Genomic DNA, 17,626 nt, shown 5'->3' with positions numbered 1-17,626 from the left:
CGACTCACCCGCGGGGAGGTGTTTGCGCCAATGTGGACGCGCTACCGCGGTAGGGGGTGGAGGAGGCGCGGGCCCCGGGCCGGAGGGGGCTTCGCGCTGTTGTCACAGCGCGAGTTCGATTCCCGTCACCCGCTCCACACAGAAGCCCCAGGTCACAGACCCGGGGTTGCTTGTCGGTCCGGAACTTTGTCCCGGGGACTGAACGCGTGGCGAACCCGGTTCAGCGCGTGGCGAAGCCGGTTCAGAGAGAGCCGCTCGCCAGGCTCAACGCGGTGGCGGCCGGTGGCATTTCCTGGGCCAGGGTCCGCAGGACGGCAAGGTGGGTTCTGGTGACCTCGATGCCGTAGCGGCTCAGATGGTTCTTCAGGTGCTTGGCATGAATGTGCTGGCCGGGGCGGTTGCCCGGGAAGAGCCAGGGGCTGCTGCGGTTGGCCTCGATGTTGCGCGGGCCCCGGCTGTGGGCGTGGTCGCGCAGGACCGGTGCGAAGGGATCGGGCACCAGGCGCGGTTCGTGCGGCCCGTCGATGCTGATACGGACCTCGTGGTTGTTCAGGGCCAGGTCGTCAATGGTGAGCGCGGTGATCTGAGCCAAGGGCTGAGCGAACAGGATCAGGATGATGAAGGCCGCGCGGTCGCGGAGGATGTAGTCGGTCGAGGGATCGAGTATGTCGCGCAGGAGTCGCAGGCGTTGTTCGTGGTCGAACGTGCCGCGTGCGGGCTTCCGTCGGCGGGTGACCTGAACGTTGTACGGCACGCTGAGCCCGCGGGGGAACGCTCCGTCCCCGGCGCCCCACGTGATGAAGGCCCGGGTGCCTTGGCGGCTCGTACTGCCCGTGGCGATCCAGGTGTCGATATGGGCCTGGGTACACGTGGCCGGCGTGACGTCGTGGTCGCGCAGCCAGGCCAGGAAGGCCTTCGCGGAGTTGATCTCGTGCTGCGGACGGTCGACCAGCCCCGGCGTGAGCGGCTCCCGAGTGGCGCGCTCCCGCAGGCGCAGGCTGTGTCCGGTGGCGAATCGGCTTATGAGTTCCCGGTCTTCCGTCGGCTCGATGGAGGCGAGGGTACGGGAGAGCCAGGCTTCGAACTGGACCAGGTAGCGGTCGCGCTGCTCAAGGATCTTGTGCTGGACGAGCAGGTCGCGCAGGTGTGCCGCGGACTGCGGGGAGGGATGGTCGTTGAGGGACTCGTGGCTGAGGGGCAGCCGGCCGGTTGCCAGATCGGCCAGCAGGGGGGAGACGTGCCGGTTGCCGACCAGCCAGACCAGCCCGGCGTCCGGGCGGGGCTGGGTGCGGATGGCCTCGTGCAGGGGCAGCAGGGCAGGGGCGACCCGGCCGGTGCCGTCGTCGAGGACCTCCGTGATCCGTTCGGTGAGATGGCAACGCGGGCATATCACGCCGTCGTGGCGGTGTGCCCACCAGCGGTGCTGTTGCCCCTGGTGCCGGCAGCGCGGACAGGTGAGTTCGGGCATGGCTCAATCAGTACGTCGGAGTCGCTGGAGGATGAGGTGATGCGCCACGGTTGAACTGTTGAACTTCGGCACAACACTCTCGGTCAGGCGGCAGGCGGTGATCGTCATGCGTCGGCAGGCAGGCAGGATCGGCAGGCAAGTGTAGGCGTGATCGGCGCTCACCACTTTCCATGAACCACGCGGCAGGGTCCAGCACTTCGGCGCGGAGATCGTCGACCGCGCGAGCAGTGGCCTGTCGACGGACGGACCAACCGAACCTTGCCGTGATATCCGACGTGATCGCATCGATTTAGCTTCAAGCTGTCGTCTTTCAGGACAGACGAGCGCCGATCTCGCAGGTCGGCAGGGCAGCGGCACTCATGCGCATCGGATTGTCCGGCGATTTGTCCCGCGATGGTGCCGCCACCACCTCACGGTGAAATGGCAGTTAATCGTTCTTCGTCTGTTCAACTCGGTTTCCGTCTGAATGCTCCGCCGCCCACCTAGCGTCCCTCAGGGCCGTGAAGGAAGGGACTCATGGAGACACTCAACGCGATCCGGGCTCGTGGGATCACCAAGACATTTGACGACGTCGTCGCCCTCGACGACGTCGATCTGGATGTGACGTCAGGCCAGATTCACGGCCTGGTGGGCCCGAACGGTGCCGGGAAGACAACGTTGCTCGGCCTTCTGCTGGGCCTGGCCGTCGCCGACTCGGGCCAACTGGAGATCCTGGGTACGCCGATCGGGCGGGCGCTCGCCGCTCCTGACGGTGTCGCCGGTTTCGTGGACGGCCCAGGTCTGTACCCGTCGCTCACCGCCAGGCAGAACCTGACCGCGCTGGCCGCGCTTCGCGGTCACGACGAACGAACGGCGGGGATCGACGACGCCCTCGATCAGGTCGGGCTCACCGCCGTCGCCGACGACAAGACCCGAGGCTTCTCGCTCGGCATGCGTCAGCGGCTCGGTCTCGCGGCCGCCCTGCTCACCAGGCCCCGGCTGCTCGTACTCGACGAACCGTCCAACGGTCTGGACCCCGCTGGTAAGAGACACGTACACCGTGTGCTCACCCGGCTCGCGTCGGAGGGCGTGAGCGTCGTGCTCTCCAGCCATCGCATGGACGACCTCGAGGAACTGTGCTCGGAGGTCACCATCCTCGCCACCGGGCAGGTCGTCTTCTCCGGCCCGCTGAGCAAGCTGGCGGCCGAGAACCGTGAGCTCGACTACCGGCTGATCACCTCCGATGCCCGAGCCGCCCGCCGCGTCGCCGACGAGACCGCCGGGATCCTGATCGTCGACGACGCCCAGTCGCGGTACGACGCCGAAGCGCTCGTCGTACGGGCGCTGGTGCCGGCAATGGACGAACTGGTGGCGCAACTCGTCAAGGCGGGCGTCGCGTTGCGCGAGCTCGCACCCGTCGTATCGCCGCTGGAGGCCGCGTTCCTCGCCCTCACCGAGCAGCAGGAGGACCCTCGATGACCGCGACCGTACCGGCGGCCCTCGCGGACCAACCGGATGGCGGCGTCCGTCGCATCCCGGTGTCGCGCGCCTACCGCTTCGAACTGGTCAAGCTGGTCTCGCAATGGCGGATCCGCCTGCTGGTCCTCGCCTGCTGGATCGCTCCGGCGCTGTTCGTCGTCGCCGTGAGCCAGCAGACAACGTTGCCTGTCGACACTCTCTTCGGCCGCTGGATGCAGGCCACGGGCTGGGCGGGCCCGCTGGTGATTCTCGGTTTCGCGGGCACCTGGGCACTTCCGCTGCTGACGTCGGTGGTCGCGGGCGACGTCTTCGCCGCCGAGGACCGCCTCGGCACCTGGCGCCACCTGCTCGTGGCCGTGCGGTCGCCCGGGCGGATTTTCGCGGCGAAGGTACTGGCCAGCCTGACCGTCATCCTGCTGCTGGTCGTCGGCCTGGTCGCGTCCAGCGTGCTCGGCGGGCTCGTGGCGGTGGGCAACCGTCCGCTGGTCGGCCTCGACGATCATCTGATGACGCCCGGCGGCGCCGCGGGCACCGTACTGCTCGCCTGGGCCTGTGTGATCGCCCCGACGCTGGCCCTCGCCGGGATCGGACTTCTCGGGTCCGTCACGCTGGGGCGCTCCCCGATGGGGCTGCTGGTGCCCGCGCTCGTCGGGCTCGCGATGCAACTGGCCCAGATGCTGCCGCTGTCGGCGGCCGTGCGTGTGGCCCTGCCCGGCTACGCCTTCATCGCGTGGAACGGTCTGTTCGCCAGCCCGGAGCAGCTCGGCCCGCTCCTGATCGGCATCGTGGTGAGCCTGGTGTGGGCCGTGGTCGCCACGGCCCTGGCCTATGTGCTCTTCCTGCGGCGCGACTTCACCAATCTGACCGACGACGGCTTGACGCGCCGCGCGCTCACCGCCGGAGTCCTGCCGCTGGCCGGGCTGCTCGCGGTGACGATCGCGGTCCTTCCCGCGGTGACGACCGCGAGCTACTCGGGCTCGGGCATCCAGCAGACCAAGGTGGAGCACTCGCTGGCCACGGCGTTCGCGCATCTCTACCGGATGCAGGCCGACCAGCTCCACCGCCCCGCCGTCACCGAGGCGCAGCTCAGGTCCAGCGCCGCATGCACCAAGGGCAACGTCGACCACGACGCCGAGGGCGCGGGCAACGACTGGCGCTGCGTCGTGTCGTGGCACCTGCCCGACAGCGAGGCCACCGGGCAGGCCGTCTACCAGCTCGACCTCACCGCGGACGGGCGGTTCGTCGCCGACGGCGACGGACCGAAGGAAGTCAATGGCTACTTCCTGGTGCGGACCCCTTACGGGGACACACCGAACCCGCTGTGGCAGTTCGACAGCAACGTCGAACTGCTTTCCATTTCGAAAGGATAGTTAGATGCAGGTAGCACGTCGCCGCGTCCAGGCGGAGAAGGACGACTTCGTCTATCTCGGCAACAGGCGCATCGGCCGCCGGATACCGCTCATGACGGCCGGGGTCACCGTTCTGGCCGTCGCGGCCGCCGGCACCGCCTTCGCCGCGACCGACTCCTTCGGTACGGTGCAGGTCGGCCAGACCACCACCAACGGTCAGCTCATCTCCAGCGACCAGTACCTCGCCCCCTATGGCAAGCGCATGGTCGTCAACAACGGCAAGATCATGTCGTCCACCATCAGCCCGGACGGCAAGCACATGGCCGCCACCGTCACCGACGGTGGGATGCTGCTGAACATCATCGACCTCAAGACCTACAAGATCCAGCAGGTCATCGGCAGTGGCGCCGGGGCCGATCTGAAGATCAGCGGTGGGGACGTCGGCCAGGAAGGCCCGACGTACTCGCCCGACGGCAAGCAGTTGTGGGTCGGCCGGGCCGACGGCTACACCAAGTTCACGGTGAACCCGGACGGCAGCCTGTCCAACCCGACCACCGTCGCCATCCCGGCGCAGGGCTCCAAGCGCGCCCTGGCGTCCGCGGCGGTGTTCTCCGCCGACGGCTCCACGGTCTACTCCGCGGTCAACGGGCAGAACCGGGTGGTCGCCATCAACGCGGCGACCGGCGTTGTCGAGCAGAGCTGGGACACGGGCAACGCCCCGCGCGGCATGGTCCAGGTCGGCAAGAAGCTCTACATCAGCAACGAGGGCGGGCGTCCGGCGGCTCCCGGCGAGGACACCATCAACTCGTACGGCACGCAGGTGCCGGCCAGCCCGGTGACGGGTGCCACCACCACCGGTACGGTCAGCGTCATCGACCTGGCCGACCCGTCCGCCGCGGCCAAGAGCATCACGGTGGGTCTGCACCCGACCGCGGTGTACGCCACGAAGAAGACGGTGTTCGTCACCAACACCGCCGACAACACCGTCTCGGTCATCGACACCACGAAGGACAAGGTCGTCCAGACCATCTCCACCCAGCCGTGGCCCGAGGCGACGGTCGGGTACGAGCCCAACGCGGTGACGCTCACCAGCGACAACCGCCTGCTGGTGACGCTCGGCCGTGCCAACGCGGTCGCCGTCTACAAGTACAAGTCCGCGCAGGAGCCGGTCAGTTACGTGGGCCTGTTGCCGACGGACTACTTCCCCGCGGAGATCGCGACCGTCGGCAAGGAGATCGTCGTCTCCAACACGCGTGGTATCGACGCCCGTCGTCCCACCACCGCCGCCGGACGCGGCACCCACGACACCACCGCGAGCCTGACGCACTTCACACTGCCGGACGACAAGACCATCAAGTCCCAGACGAACAAGGTCTTCAAGCAGAACGGCTGGACCAACAACTCCGTCCAGCTCTCCAACGGCAAGGGCAAGGCCAAGCCGGTACCGGTGCCGGCGAAGATCGGCGACCCTTCGACGATCAAGCACGTGTTCCTGATCGTCAAGGAGAACCGGACCTACGACCAGGTCTTCGGCGACATCCCCCAGGGCGACGGCGACGCGACGCTGGCCCAGTTCGGCGAGAACGTCACTCCGAACCAGCACGCGCTGGCCAAGCAGTTCGGCCTGTACGACAACACGTACGACGTCGGCACGAACTCCGCCGAGGGTCACAACTGGCTGATGCAGGCCGACAACCCCGAGTACACCGAGTCCTCGGCCGGTGAGTACCTGCGCAGCTACGACACCGAGGACGACGCGCTGGGTCACCAGAAGACCGGCTTCATCTGGACCGGCGCGCAGGCCGCCGGCAAGTCGGTGCGCGACTTCGGCGAGTTCCACCAGTTCCTGACCAAGCCGGCCGGCGCGAGCTGGCAGAACCTGTACTGCGACTCCAAGGACATGAGCGCGTCGGGCAAGCCGTCCGCCTACACGCTCACTTCGTCCTCGCCGATTCCGTCGCTCAACGACGTGTCGGTGCCGGCCTTCCCGAAGTACGACACCAGCGTCCCGGACGTCTACCGGTCCGAGATCTGGAAGCAGGACTTCAGGAAGAACGGGCCCGCGAACCTGAATATGTTCTGGCTCTCCAGCGACCACACCGGCGGCCCGGTCAGCCCGGCCGCCCAGGTCGCGGACAACGACCTCGCGGTCGGCCGGATCGTCGACGAGATCTCGCACAGCAAGTACTGGAAGGACTCGGCGATCTTCGTCGTCGAGGACGACTCCCAGGCCGGCCTCGACCACGTCGACGGCCACCGCGCGCCGGTCCAGATCATCAGCCCCTACGCCCAGCACGGCGTCGTCGACAGCCACTACTACTCCCAGATCACAATGATCCGGACCATCGAGCAGATCCTCGGGATCCGCCCGATGAACCAGAAGGACAGCGCGGCCACCCCGATGGCCTCGGCGTTCACCAAGAAGCCCGACTTCACCCCGTTCACCGCGCTGCCCAACCGCATCTCGCTGACCGACGGCGTGAAGACCGTGCCCTCGTGCGGCGTGGACACCCCGGCCGCGCAGAACCCCCAGGCCGCGGCCGTGCCGGCGACGAAGGTCCCGGCGAACATGACGGCGCTCGCGAGCGAGTGGAACGAGTGGAAGTCGCACCAGCGGCTGACCGGGCCCAATGCCGTGCCCGACTACGCGCCGCCCGCGCAGATGGACCACCTCACCTGGTACGAGACGCACAACTGGTCCAAGCCCTACCCGGGCGAGAAGAAGATCTACACGCCCAAGGACGTTCCCGGCGCCTACATCCCCTCGGCGGAAACCGACTGACATCGGCTGAACTGCCTTGAGTTGTAAGGGCCCCTGGCCGGCGTCACCGGTCAGGGGCCCTTCCCCGTCCCACGGCGCATGGGCCGCGGTGGGCCCGTGGGCCCTTATAAATGGGTCCTGCACGTACGTACTGTCCGATACACACGTCAGGGCTGACCGCCCGGGCCGGACATCTCAAGCAGTTTGCTGGAAGGGTTTCCCTTGTCGGACGCACAAGGCCTGGCGGTTCATGTCGGCAACCCGGGCCCGGGCATCGCTGGGAGCTGCCGAGATCGCTGGTCGCGGCCCGGGTTCTGCTCTATCTGACGTTCGCTCTCACACTGCTGGGCGGCGTCGGCGTGGTGGACTCGCTGTTCGAGGTACATCAAGGGGGCCTGGGAGATCAACCCGGACGGCAGTCTGGGCAAGTACATACCAAACGAGAAGTGGTACGAGCCGCCGGGGAGCGGGACTGACAGCCCCAGCCGCGCGGTCGGCCCTGGCCGCGCGCGGCACCGGCCAACCACTCACCACCGGGTCGTGGGATTCCACGGCCCGGTGGGCATGTTCTGACGCAGCGCTTGTCGAACCGCCCAGCCCAGCGCCTGCCCGGACCAGTGCCCGCCGATTGGCCCAACGTCCGGGACGCCTTGCGTCCACGGTCAGTAGCGTGGCGGCCAGGGGTCAGCCTTCCCGGTCCCAGGGAATCGATACGGTACGTGTGGGACCGGTACGGGACCGGTATCCGCGCCATGAGGTCTGCCCTCGTCCTCCCTCATCCGCTCTCGCCCTCCCTCGTCCTCGAAAGCGCCTACCCCCAGGGAACCCCCCATGCGAGCCATCACCGTTCAGGACCGCGACGCCGGTGTCAGCGGCCTCACTCTCACGGATCTGCCTCACCCGCACGCCGCTGAGAACGACGTGATCGTGCGCGTCCACGCGGCCGGGTTCACCCCGGGCGAGCTGGCCTGGCCCAGCACCTGGACCGACCGGGCCGGCCGTGACCGTACCCCGAGCGTGCCCGGCCACGAGCTGTCCGGTGTGGTCGCCGAGCTGGGCTACGGCACCACAGGCCTGACCGTCGGCCAGCGGGTCTCGGGCTGACGGACTGGACCCGCGACGGCTCACTGGCCGAGTACGCCGCGGTCGAGGCCCGTAACCTCGCCCCGCTCCCGGCGGACGTCGACCACACCACGGCCGCCGCGCTGCCGATCTCGGGGCTCACCGCATGGCAGGCCCTCTTCGACCACGCCCGCCTCGCCACCGGTCAGTCCGTACTCGTCCACGGCGCCGCGGGCGGTGTCGGCTCCATCGCCGTACAGCTCGCCCGCGAGGCCGGCGCCCGGGTGATCGGCACCGGCCGGGCGGACGACCGTGACACCGTCCTCGGGCTGGGCGCCGACACCTTCGTGGACCTCCAGGCCGAGCGCCTGGAGGAGATCGGCCATGTCGACGTGGTGCTGGACGTGATCGGCGGCGAGATCCTCGATCGGTCCGCCGCGTTGGTCCGTCCCGGCGGCACGCTGGTCACCATCGCCCAGCCGGTCACCGTCCAGCCCGCGAACGGGCGGGCCGTCTTCTTCGTCGTCGAACCCGACCGTGCCCGCCTCGCCGACCTCGCCCGGCGGCTGCGGGACGGGCGGCTCACCCCGATCGTCGGATCGGTCCGGCCGCTCGCCGAAGCCGCCGCCGCGTTCGCCCCCGGCAAACGCACCCCCGGCAAGACGATCATCCGCGTCACCGAAGACTGACGTCACTGAAGACTGACGTCACTGAAGATTGACGTCACTGACGGCTGCGTCTCCGCCGGGCGGTGCCGTCAGACCATGGCGAGCCGGTCCACCAGCAGCCGCGTCCTCCGCTCGGCGTCCTCCGGCGGCAGCCGTCCCGCCCGGGTCAGGGTCGCCAGCCCGTGCAGGGCCGCCCAGAACACCTCGGTGAACAGCCCCGGGGGGACGCCGTCCCCGGCGACCTCGCCGAGGCTCTCCAGCAGCGCGGCGAAGGCGTCCTTCAGAGGCTCCGGGGTGTCCTCCTTCGCGAACGCCAGGCCGCCGTCGAGCTGGAACATCGCGTCGTAGACCGCCGGGTTGCGCGCGGCGAAGTCAAGGTAGGCGCGGGCGAGAGCGGTGACCCGGGCGCGCGGGCCGTCCGCGGCGCGGGCAGCTGCCCTCAGCGCCGCGGCCATCTCGGCGGCGCCTTCGAGGGCGACGGCGCCGATGATCTCGCGCTTGCCGCGGAAGTGGCTGTAGAGGACGGGCTGGCTGTACTCGATGCGCTCGGCGAGCCGGCGGGTGGTGACCGCGTCCCAGCCCTGCTGTTCGGCGAGTTCACGGGCCGTCGCCAAGATCAGGCGTTCGCGGCCCGCCCGTTCGCGCTCCTTGCGTTCCTGTACCGACATGATTCGACCCTAGCACTGCTAGACAATCGAGCGGCAGCAGTACTAGCGTTGCATTGCAACCTAGCGACGCTAGATACCAGGAGTCCCAGGAGGGGCATCATGCTCAACGCACTTGAGGTCTTCACCACCGTGGCCGTCGGCCTGATGGTGGGGGTGGAGTTCTCCGTCGCCTTCGTCATCAACCCGATCCTCGACGGACTCCCCGGCGACAACGGTCTGCGCGGCCGCACCCACGGTGCCCGGATGCTCGGCGCCGTGATGCCGTTCTGGTACATCGGCTCGCTGGTCCTCGCCGCGGTCTGGGCCGTCGCCGGATGGCACCACCATGGCGCCGGTCTCGTCGTCATCGCCGCCGCGCTGCTGGTCCTGAGCGTGATCATGTCGGTCCTGCTGCTCGTCCCGATCAACAACCGGGTCAGGACATGGACCGCCGACGGCCTGCCGGCCGACTGGAAGCAGCAGATGAACCGCTGGGACCGCTTCCACTACGTCCGCGTCGCCGTCATCGTCGCCGCCTTCGCCCTGCTGGTCACCGCCCTCGCCTGAGCCCGTGGGCCGACACCGCGCGGGTGGCGCGCAATCCCCCTGATCCGCGGGCGGACGAGTCCCACCCCCCGGCGGACGAGGCCCACTCACCGTACGGGGAAGTCCCACTCACCGTACGGGGAAGCCGAAGGAGTACCCCTGCTGCTTCAGCCAGGGCAGCACCTCGCCCAGAGCCGCCACGGTCTGGGAGCGATCCCCTCCCGCGTCGTGGAAGAGAACGGTCGGCCCGTCGGAGATCTCCTTCTTGACGGTGGCGACCATGGTGTCCACGCCGGGACGCTCGAAGTCCCTGGTGTCGACGTTCCAGCCCAGCGGCCGCATCCCCCGGGACGCGGCGAGCTGCCGGCTGTACGGGGTGAAAGCGCCGCCAGGGGCACGGTAGTACTGCGGCCGGACGCCTCCGGACGCCTTGATGATCATGCGCTCGGCATCCAGGATCTGCTGGGACTGGTAGGCCTCGGACCGGGTGTCCATGGTGGTGTCGTGCGAGACCGTGTGGTTGCACAGCCGGTGCCCGGCCGCCACGACCGCCTTGACCAGGTCCGGGTACGCCTCGGCCTGCGTGCCCACCATGCAGAACGTCGCCTTCGCCCCGTTGTCCTCCAGCAGTTGCAGCACCTGCGGCGTCCAGACCGGGTCCGGTCCGTCGTCGATGGTGATGTTGACGCCCCGGGGTCCGCGGTCCGAGGCGTGTGCGATGTCCGCCGCCACCTTGGCCACTGTCCGGTCCTGGGCCGGCGCTGAGACACGCGCCTGCGGCGGGCGCCCTCCGGCGGACTCGGCCTGCGCGGTCCACACGGAGGTGGCGGCCGCCGCCACCGTCACCCCGAGCGCCGCAGCGAGAAGCCGGCCGTGCCATCCCTTTCCCTTGTGCCTTGCCATGTCCGCCTGCTCCTTCGCTGTCTCCGCCGATGCCGTGCACCCGTGAGGACATGCGAACGCCCGTACAAGATCCGTCTGTTACCGATCACAGACGAATACACAAGGGACCGGCGACAAACGCAGGGATTCCGCGACGGACATCGGCGCACGACGTCCCGTCCCCGGCTGTGTCGTTGTCCTTTCGGACGGAATTGCCGCCTCGGCCGCGCCTCGGTCACATGCGCTTCCGCACCTGTAGAGCACCAGCCTGAACGATCGTGGGGCACGTTTTCGCCCGGTGCGTTCCGGAGTCACGCGGCGGGTCACCGCCGTGGCCCCGTCAGCCATGAGCCATGCCGTGCCCCACGACCTCGGCGCACCTCAAGACAAGGAGGCACCACGTGAACTTCCTGAGGAACGTCAGACGGGCGGCGAAGGCAGCCGGTGTGGCAGTCGCCGTGGCCCTGGGTCTGGCCCTGACCGTTGCCGTGCCGGCCCAGGCCGACCCGCCGGCCGGGACTTATCCCCCGATCGTCGGAGTGTGCGCGGACAGGGTCATGCCCGTACTCGACGCCCTCGGCCAGGGGAACTTCGCCTGCTACGGGTCGAAGGGCTCGCCGGTCATCACTCCCCGGCCCGCCAACTGCCAGATCACCCGCCCGAACGGGTCTTCGGCCGCCATCGACGCGCTGCGCAGGGAGATCGACGCGAAAACGAGGTGCCTGGACTTCGCCGGGGTCACCCGCGGGCCCCTCGACCTCTCCACGCAGGACCTGAGCTGGATCCAGTTCGCCGCGGACGGGATGACAGCGGCCGTCCGCAGCGACAGCCCGCTGAGCGGCCAGTCCTTCACGCTGACGATGCTTCGGCAGATCTACACGTGCGAGCTCGGCCAGGTGGCCGGCACCCCGGTGAACCCTCTGCTGCCGCAGTCGGGCTCCGCCACCCGGAGCGGCTGGCTCTCGATGCTGGGTATCAGCGAGGCCCAGATCGGCGCCTGCGTCGGCACCTCCGCCCCCGAGAACAACGGCACGGTCCTGACCGCCGCCGGTCACATCGTGCCGTTCTCGATCTCCAGCTACCTGGCCCAGAAGAACGGTGTGGAGGCGGACACCCGCGGCAGGGCCGTGCTCATGCCGGTGGACGGGGTGGCACCCGTCATCGGTTCGGGCATGTTCAACCCCGCCTTTCCCTACCGCTATCCGGTCTACGTCGTCGTCGAGACCACACGCCTGGTGAACACGGACATCAAGAGCGCGTTCGTCGGGGCGAGTTCGCAGCTCTGCGGCAACCCCGCCCTCACGGTGCACTTCGGTTTCGGCACGCTGAGCAACTGCGGCACGGTCGCGGCCGTCGGCGAGCGCTGATCGATCTACTTGATCTGCTTGATCTGCTTGATCTGATGGAGCTGATCGGGCTGATGGATCAGAGGCTGCCGGACACGGACGTAGCGGTGTCCGGCAGCCGTGCCGAGGCCCCGCGCCGCCGCCCCGGTCCCCCAAGGCCGTTTCCGGCGCGCTGAGTTCCCCCGTCTGTCACCTCGTACGGTGGAGCAGCGCGCGCTGGAACCGGGCGATCACCTATCGGCCCTACCGTGTGTTCCGTGCTTACCGGCATCGAAGCCTTCGGGGCGACGCTCGCGGCCAGCGGGCTGCCGCCTGTGCTCAGCAGGCGGCACGACGGCGGGGGGTTCCGGGCCGCCGTCGTGGCCGTGACGGGGTCGCCCAGTGGGCGACCGTCACCAAGCAGTTCGTCGGGAACGCCAACGTCAAGGTCAACGGCGCGTTCGCCAACAACGGCCAGGTGGCCATCAGTTGGATGTTCAGCGGGCACCTGGCCGGGGCGCCGAAGCCGTTCTCCGTGCCTGCCGTCGCCACCCTCAAGATGCGCGGGAACAATCGTGACGAACGACGACTACTACAACCGCGCCGACGTGCTGAGCCAGTCCGGTCTTCCGGCCGACACCGTCTTCAACTGACGGCCGGGGCCTGCCGGGGTACGCCGCCCCTGGCGCAGGCCGCCTCGCCCGGGCGGGTGTCCTCACCGGAGCGAGGCGGCACCGGGGCGGCCCCCGGCGCGGACTGGGTCCTGATGCCGCCGACGACGGGCTGAGGGCTCGGGGCCTCAAGCAAAACGCTCGGCTGGGAGATCCCAGCCGAGCGTCCGACTGCGCTGCCGGTGCTGCCTCTAGGCCGCCGTCAGGTCAGATCGTCGGCGTGTCGTCGACGACCTCCTTGTGCGGTTCGACAATGAACTTCCAGCCGTCGCTGGGCTCCAGGAACCGCACTCGGGTCGGGTAGATGTCCAGGGCGCGGCGGTCGCGGTTCTGGCTGGTCGCGTTCTTACGCCCCCGGATCGGCTCCTCGAACAGGTCGACCTTGACGTCCGGCACCGCGACGACTTCCTCGCTCCAGCGCTGAACGATTCCCACGCCGAACGCGTCCCGCGCGGCGGAGTAGAGCGAATCCAAGGATTCCATGTTCCCGTTGGGCACAAAGAGGGCGAGATTCAGGAGGACGCCGGCACTCTGGAGAACCTCGATTTCCTCCCCCGCCTCGTCGGCAATCCAGATCCCGCGCTCTTCGGCATTGTCCGGGAGAACGTGGATTTCCTCACCGAAGACCGTCCTCGCGGTGAAGGACCCTCCTTCGAAATTCTTACCCGGCTCCGTGAGGAAAGCCGGGGCATAGCAGTCGAGAGGAAGGCCGTCCATCTCTGCCGAGACGAAGATGCCGTCCTGGACGCCCAGCTCTGAAACCTCCCCGGCCGTAAGACGTCGAGCCGTGACCTTCTCGGTGTTCACGCCATTCCCCTTTTTTCGTGGCGTCCTGTCAATTCATTAATACTCTACCACGAAAACGACCAGTCAGATCTCGCACGTATGTCCTCGCCCACACGATAGTGCTGGTCAAACCTCCAGTAATTTCTACCGGTTCGAACGGCAGACGAGCCCTCTCGCATCGCCGAACGAAACGAAGGCGCCTGTACAGAAATTCCGTCAAGTCCAATAGGTTGCCTGCCCACGTCGGCGGTGTTTTCGGCAATGAAGTCAGTCGCCGACCAGAATGCGAGCGGGCTTGGCCAAATGGGAACAGGCAGACAAGATGTGCCATGACGCGCGGCAGTTGCGCTGCGCTCACGCTTCCATCCGCCTCCGTTCAGAACGGTTCAAAGCCCGGCTGAACGGGGCCGATCTCTCCGGCGGCGACCAGTTCTTCAAGGTCCTCCGGCTCCAGGTACTCCAGGGCTTCCGGGTCGATGCCGTGATACCGGTCCACGTCGTGCAGCCGCCGCACAAACGCGAGCGCGAAGGTCGAGAACGGGCCGTCGAAGGTCTCACAGCCCTCTTCATGGAGCATCGTGACGACCTTCCACCTGTCCGGGTCCGGGCCGCAGGGCAGGAAGAAGTGCTCGTCACCGCCGTGGTCGTACCCCCACGAAATCAGCCCACCCGGTTCGGGGTGAAAGGGGTACGGGACATGCTCGGAGCCCCCAGTGCTCAGAGCTCTGTCCCGACGCTCGGTGAACGTCCGGTGCGTCTTGCGCATACGCTCCAGCAACGGGCTTGATCCATGCGGGTGGAAGACAACGAGCTCACCGGAGATGGACCCGCTGCCGTAGGCGTTGAGGAACGTCTTGAAGTCGCTGGGCAAAGCGGAACCCACGTATCGCTCGACTTCGCTCCAGTCGTCCGGGCTGGGCTGCCGGCTGACGGGCTCGCCCAGCAGGGCCTGCAACTCGTCCAACGAGGACATGCGCTGCTCCAAGACCGCTCGGAGGGGATCCGCGCCGCCGACTCAGCCGCGCCGAGCCGATGGTTGGGACCATCATCCTCGAAACCCGGCCGGGTGCGGGGTGGCCGGGACGGGGGTGAGGCTCTGGGAGAGTCCCGGAGCCGAAGCCCGTCCCGGCGGTCGGCCGCTTCAAGGCCGGACCGGGGAACGCTTCTTGAAGGCCGGGCTCAGAACCCGATCACCGACGCGAGGGTGTTCGCGTCCATGGCCCCGGCCCAGAGCCGGACGTCCTCGACGCGACCCGGGAGGTAGTGGGACCACGCACCGCTGCCGTGCGGCTTTCCGATCGTCAGGTCACCGGTACCGGCTTCGTTGACGAACGGTACCTCGGCCTGTCTTCTGTGCCCGACATACAACGCGGCCGTGCCGTTCTGCGCGTCATAGACACCGGTCACCTGGCTCGGGCGGTCAGAGGTGGTGCCGTCCGGGATCTGCAACTCCTGTTCGGACACACCGGTGAATGTCCCGTCCGCCGTGGCGCGGCCGAACATCCACTGTGCGGTCGGGACGGTCACGAGGTCGAAGGTTTCCGGATCCAGCACCTCCGTACGTCCCACCCTGGACCAGATGCCCCAGGCGGAGCCGTCCGGCGACCGCTGCCCTGTCACCTGCACCATCGACCCGGCGGGCAGCGCGCCCAAGGCACCGGTGTCGATCCGCACGCGCGTCGTTACGGTGAACGATCCACCGGGGTCGACCACAGGGCCTGGCGTGCTCGCCGTACCGTCGACGCCGTCCAGCACGATCGCACTGCCGTCGAGCCGCGCCCCGCCGTCAAGGGTGAGGGTCCGGCCGTATCCGGAGGTGGTGTCGGCGAGGGCCGTGCCGGACGCGCCGGCCGGGTCCCACGCGGCGACCTGCGCCGTCGCCCGGCGGGTGCTGTCGACGGCCAGAAGCTGCGCGTCGACTCGTACGTCGTCGACGGACAAGGCACTTTGCCAGACCGCGACCTCGTCCAGCCTGCCACTCCAGTGCGCCTCGTAGCCGCCGGGTGCGGCCGCCGCGACCCGTCCGAACTCCAGATCGCCGTCCGCACCCGGTGCGGTGTCCGCCGCGGGAACGGCTACCGGCGCGCCTTGGGGCCTGCCGTTGACGTACAGCGTGAGGGTGTGCGCGGCCGAATCGTACGAACCCGCGAGGTACGTCCAGACTCCCGCGGTCGACGGAGTGCCGGCGACCGCGGCGGCCGTCTCCCGGGTGCCGCCGTCGTTCCAGGTTCGCTGGAACTGCCAGGTCCCCGCGGCTTCCGAGTACCCCAGGCCGAAGCCGGAGCCGTCCGCGCCGGTCTGCGACAGGACGGTGCGGTCACGTTCCAGACCGGTTGCGAACACCCACGCGGAGACGGCGAAGGACCGGCTCGTGTCCACCACCGGGCCCTCGGTCGAGGCGTGTCCGGAGGTGCCGCCGAGCGCTAGCGAGCCGTCACCGTCACCGAGGCGTCCTAGCGGCGACCAGTCGGCGTCCACGCCCGCCAGTTCCGCCGTGTGCCGCCCGCCGGGGCCGGTCGCCGAGTCGGCCGCGGTCGTCGAACCGTCGCCGGGCTTTCCGTCCGAGAAGTGCCAGGTACCCACGGCCGTCGAGGGCGGAGCCACGTTGAAGGTGACCCTGGTCGTCGAGCCCCAGCGACCGATGCCGTCCTGCGCACGAACGTCCAGCACCGCCAGGCCCGACCTGGGCGGTGCGATGTCCAGGCGCACCGTGGAGCCGTGAATCGGTTCCGACCAGGCGGAGCCGAGTTTGTACTGGTACGCCGCCACCGGCGAGTCATCGTCTGCGGGCTCGAAGGTGAACGACCCGGCGATTCCGGGCCCGCCGTGGGGAGAGCACTCGTTGGCCTCGCACTCGGTGTACGGGGCACCGAGAGTGACCTTCGGTGCGCGGGGAGCCGTGGGGTCGACGGTGAAGTAGCACCAGCCCGTGGTGTGCGCGGTGCTGTGCGATTGATGTGCCTCGTGCCGTCGGCGGCGTGCCCGGCCGCTCCTCCGCCAGTGCCTCCCACTCGGCCGTCCGGCAAGCCGGGCCGTCGGCGGGCAGGCGGTGTACGGCGCGGGGGTCGAGACGTACCGCCTGCCAGTACGAGCAGTCGTCGATACGGGTGCCCACCTCCTGCCCGCACCCCGCGCACGCCAGATTCGGGCCGTCACTTCCGTCCAGCCCCATGCAGTGGCCGCCGCACCGCTCGGGAATCAGGACGGTGTCACGGGTGTCACCCGGCGCGACGACGATCGCTCCGGGCGCCCCGGAGGACAGTCCGGAAACCGGGGCGAACACACCGCGCGCTTCCGCCTCGTCCGGCCCGATCTCGGTCCAGGGCCGCCAGGGCGGCCCTGAAGGCTCCGGATCGACGGCGTACGTCCCCGATTCCATGAGCGCGGGCAGGAGTTGATGTCCGTACTTCTGGTGGGCGTGGACGGGAAGCGCCCGTCGCGCCACCGGGGCCGTCAGCACGAGGTCGCACCGTACGCACGCGAACACGACGGCCATCGGTCCTCCCCCCTTCCCCCCGCTGAGCAGCCCCGATCATCCAGGACCGCGGACCGAAGGCCAACACCTTTTGTCCACCGACGCGATCACCTCAGCCGGTCCCGGGATCAGCGTGGCCGGTCCCGGCTGAGGCGTGGTCGCAGTGAGCTTCCGGTGAGCGGGGAGCCCGCGCGTCACCCGGAGCCCGCGCGTCACCAGGTCAAGGCGTCGGCCATGTCCGCCTGCCAGTACGTGACGCTGAGCGAGCTGTCGACGTACACGCCCTTCTTGGGCAGCGACGGGCGGGCTCGGCTCACCGGAAGCTCTCTGCCGAAGTAGACCTCAAGGTACTTTGCCGTGTAGCCGTTGGAGCCGCTGCCGTCCGCCGCCGAGAGAAGGACGCCCGCGTAGCCCGACTCGCCGGGGGCCAGCGTGACCACGGCCTGTGGCTTGGAGTCCTCGATGACCGGCGGGACGGACTGGGCCTCGCCGAACCGGACGGCCGGGTAGCCGACGAGGTGACAGTTC

13 protein-coding genes and 1 pseudogene are annotated in these 17,626 nt (G+C 68.9%); 6 read left to right on the top strand and 8 right to left on the bottom strand.

Annotated elements, in window-relative coordinates:
* Window positions 1-241: 241 nt before the first annotated feature.
* Window positions 242-1,468 carry a hypothetical protein gene (locus WH07_RS01460; protein WP_046494384.1) on the bottom strand — a complete coding sequence of 409 codons (1,227 nt, stop codon included), beginning with the start codon at window positions 1,466-1,468 and terminating at the stop codon, window positions 242-244.
* 516 nt (window positions 1,469-1,984) lie between these two features.
* On the opposite strand from WH07_RS01460, the gene WH07_RS01455 reads away from it, so the two are divergent.
* From WH07_RS01455 to WH07_RS01440, 4 genes and pseudogenes are all read left to right on the top strand, one after another.
* On the top strand, window positions 1,985-2,926 hold the full coding sequence (locus tag WH07_RS01455; RefSeq protein WP_046494383.1) for an ABC transporter ATP-binding protein: 942 nt from the start codon (window positions 1,985-1,987) through the stop codon (window positions 2,924-2,926).
* A complete protein-coding gene (locus tag WH07_RS01450; RefSeq protein WP_046494381.1) occupies window positions 2,923-4,296 on the top strand; it encodes an ABC transporter permease in 1,374 nt (457 codons plus the stop codon). The genes WH07_RS01455 and WH07_RS01450 overlap by 4 nt, the downstream gene beginning before the upstream one ends.
* A 4-nt stretch (window positions 4,297-4,300) precedes the next feature.
* The gene (locus WH07_RS01445) at window positions 4,301-7,057 is read left to right on the top strand and encodes an alkaline phosphatase family protein (RefSeq protein WP_046494380.1); all 2,757 of its coding nucleotides are present in this window, start codon (window positions 4,301-4,303) and stop codon (window positions 7,055-7,057) included.
* An 810-nt stretch (window positions 7,058-7,867) separates the two neighbouring features.
* Window positions 7,868-8,787 (top strand): annotated as a pseudogene (locus tag WH07_RS01440) (NADP-dependent oxidoreductase).
* 68 nt (window positions 8,788-8,855) lie between these two features.
* On the opposite strand, the gene WH07_RS01435 reads toward WH07_RS01440, so the two are convergent.
* Window positions 8,856-9,434: a TetR/AcrR family transcriptional regulator gene (locus WH07_RS01435; RefSeq protein ID WP_046494379.1), complete on the bottom strand. Its 579-nt coding sequence runs from the start codon at window positions 9,432-9,434 to the stop codon at window positions 8,856-8,858.
* Window positions 9,435-9,533: 99 nt separating this feature from the next.
* On the opposite strand from WH07_RS01435, the gene WH07_RS01430 reads away from it, so the two are divergent.
* Window positions 9,534-9,980 carry a DUF1772 domain-containing protein gene (locus tag WH07_RS01430; RefSeq protein ID WP_046494377.1) on the top strand — a complete coding sequence of 149 codons (447 nt, stop codon included), beginning with the start codon at window positions 9,534-9,536 and terminating at the stop codon, window positions 9,978-9,980.
* A gap of 108 nt (window positions 9,981-10,088) precedes the next feature.
* Here WH07_RS01430 and WH07_RS01425 read toward each other — a convergent pair whose 3' ends face one another.
* A complete protein-coding gene (locus tag WH07_RS01425; RefSeq protein ID WP_046494376.1) occupies window positions 10,089-10,862 on the bottom strand; it encodes a polysaccharide deacetylase family protein in 774 nt (257 codons plus the stop codon).
* 380 nt (window positions 10,863-11,242) lie between these two features.
* Here WH07_RS01425 and WH07_RS01420 point away from each other — a divergent pair, with 380 nt between their 5' ends.
* On the top strand, window positions 11,243-12,208 hold the full coding sequence (locus WH07_RS01420; RefSeq protein WP_046494374.1) for a type 2 periplasmic-binding domain-containing protein: 966 nt from the start codon (window positions 11,243-11,245) through the stop codon (window positions 12,206-12,208).
* 836 nt (window positions 12,209-13,044) lie between these two features.
* Here WH07_RS01420 and WH07_RS01415 read toward each other — a convergent pair.
* The 5 genes from WH07_RS01415 to WH07_RS01400 all read right to left on the bottom strand — a co-directional run.
* On the bottom strand, window positions 13,045-13,644 hold the full coding sequence (locus tag WH07_RS01415; RefSeq protein ID WP_046494373.1) for a hypothetical protein: 600 nt from the start codon (window positions 13,642-13,644) through the stop codon (window positions 13,045-13,047).
* A gap of 355 nt (window positions 13,645-13,999) precedes the next feature.
* Window positions 14,000-14,596 carry an SMI1/KNR4 family protein gene (locus tag WH07_RS01410; RefSeq protein ID WP_046494371.1) on the bottom strand — a complete coding sequence of 199 codons (597 nt, stop codon included), beginning with the start codon at window positions 14,594-14,596 and terminating at the stop codon, window positions 14,000-14,002.
* Between the two features lie 206 nt (window positions 14,597-14,802).
* Window positions 14,803-16,392 carry a LamG domain-containing protein gene (locus tag WH07_RS01405; protein ID WP_052744183.1) on the bottom strand — a complete coding sequence of 530 codons (1,590 nt, stop codon included), beginning with the start codon at window positions 16,390-16,392 and terminating at the stop codon, window positions 14,803-14,805.
* A gap of 7 nt (window positions 16,393-16,399) precedes the next feature.
* Entirely contained in the window at window positions 16,400-17,119 is a 720-nt protein-coding gene (locus WH07_RS42060) for a hypothetical protein (protein WP_408645784.1), read from the bottom strand.
* Window positions 17,120-17,310: 191 nt separating this feature from the next.
* The coding region (locus WH07_RS01400; protein WP_046494370.1) for a DUF4232 domain-containing protein at window positions 17,311-17,626 on the bottom strand (316 nt) is incomplete at its 5' end.

Source organism: Streptomyces odonnellii (assembly GCF_000981895.1).
Taxonomy (GTDB): Bacteria; Actinomycetota; Actinomycetes; order Streptomycetales; family Streptomycetaceae; genus Streptomyces; species Streptomyces odonnellii.
The sequence above is the reverse complement of the archived record's forward strand: the minus strand, read 5'-3'. Positions and strand labels throughout refer to the sequence as shown.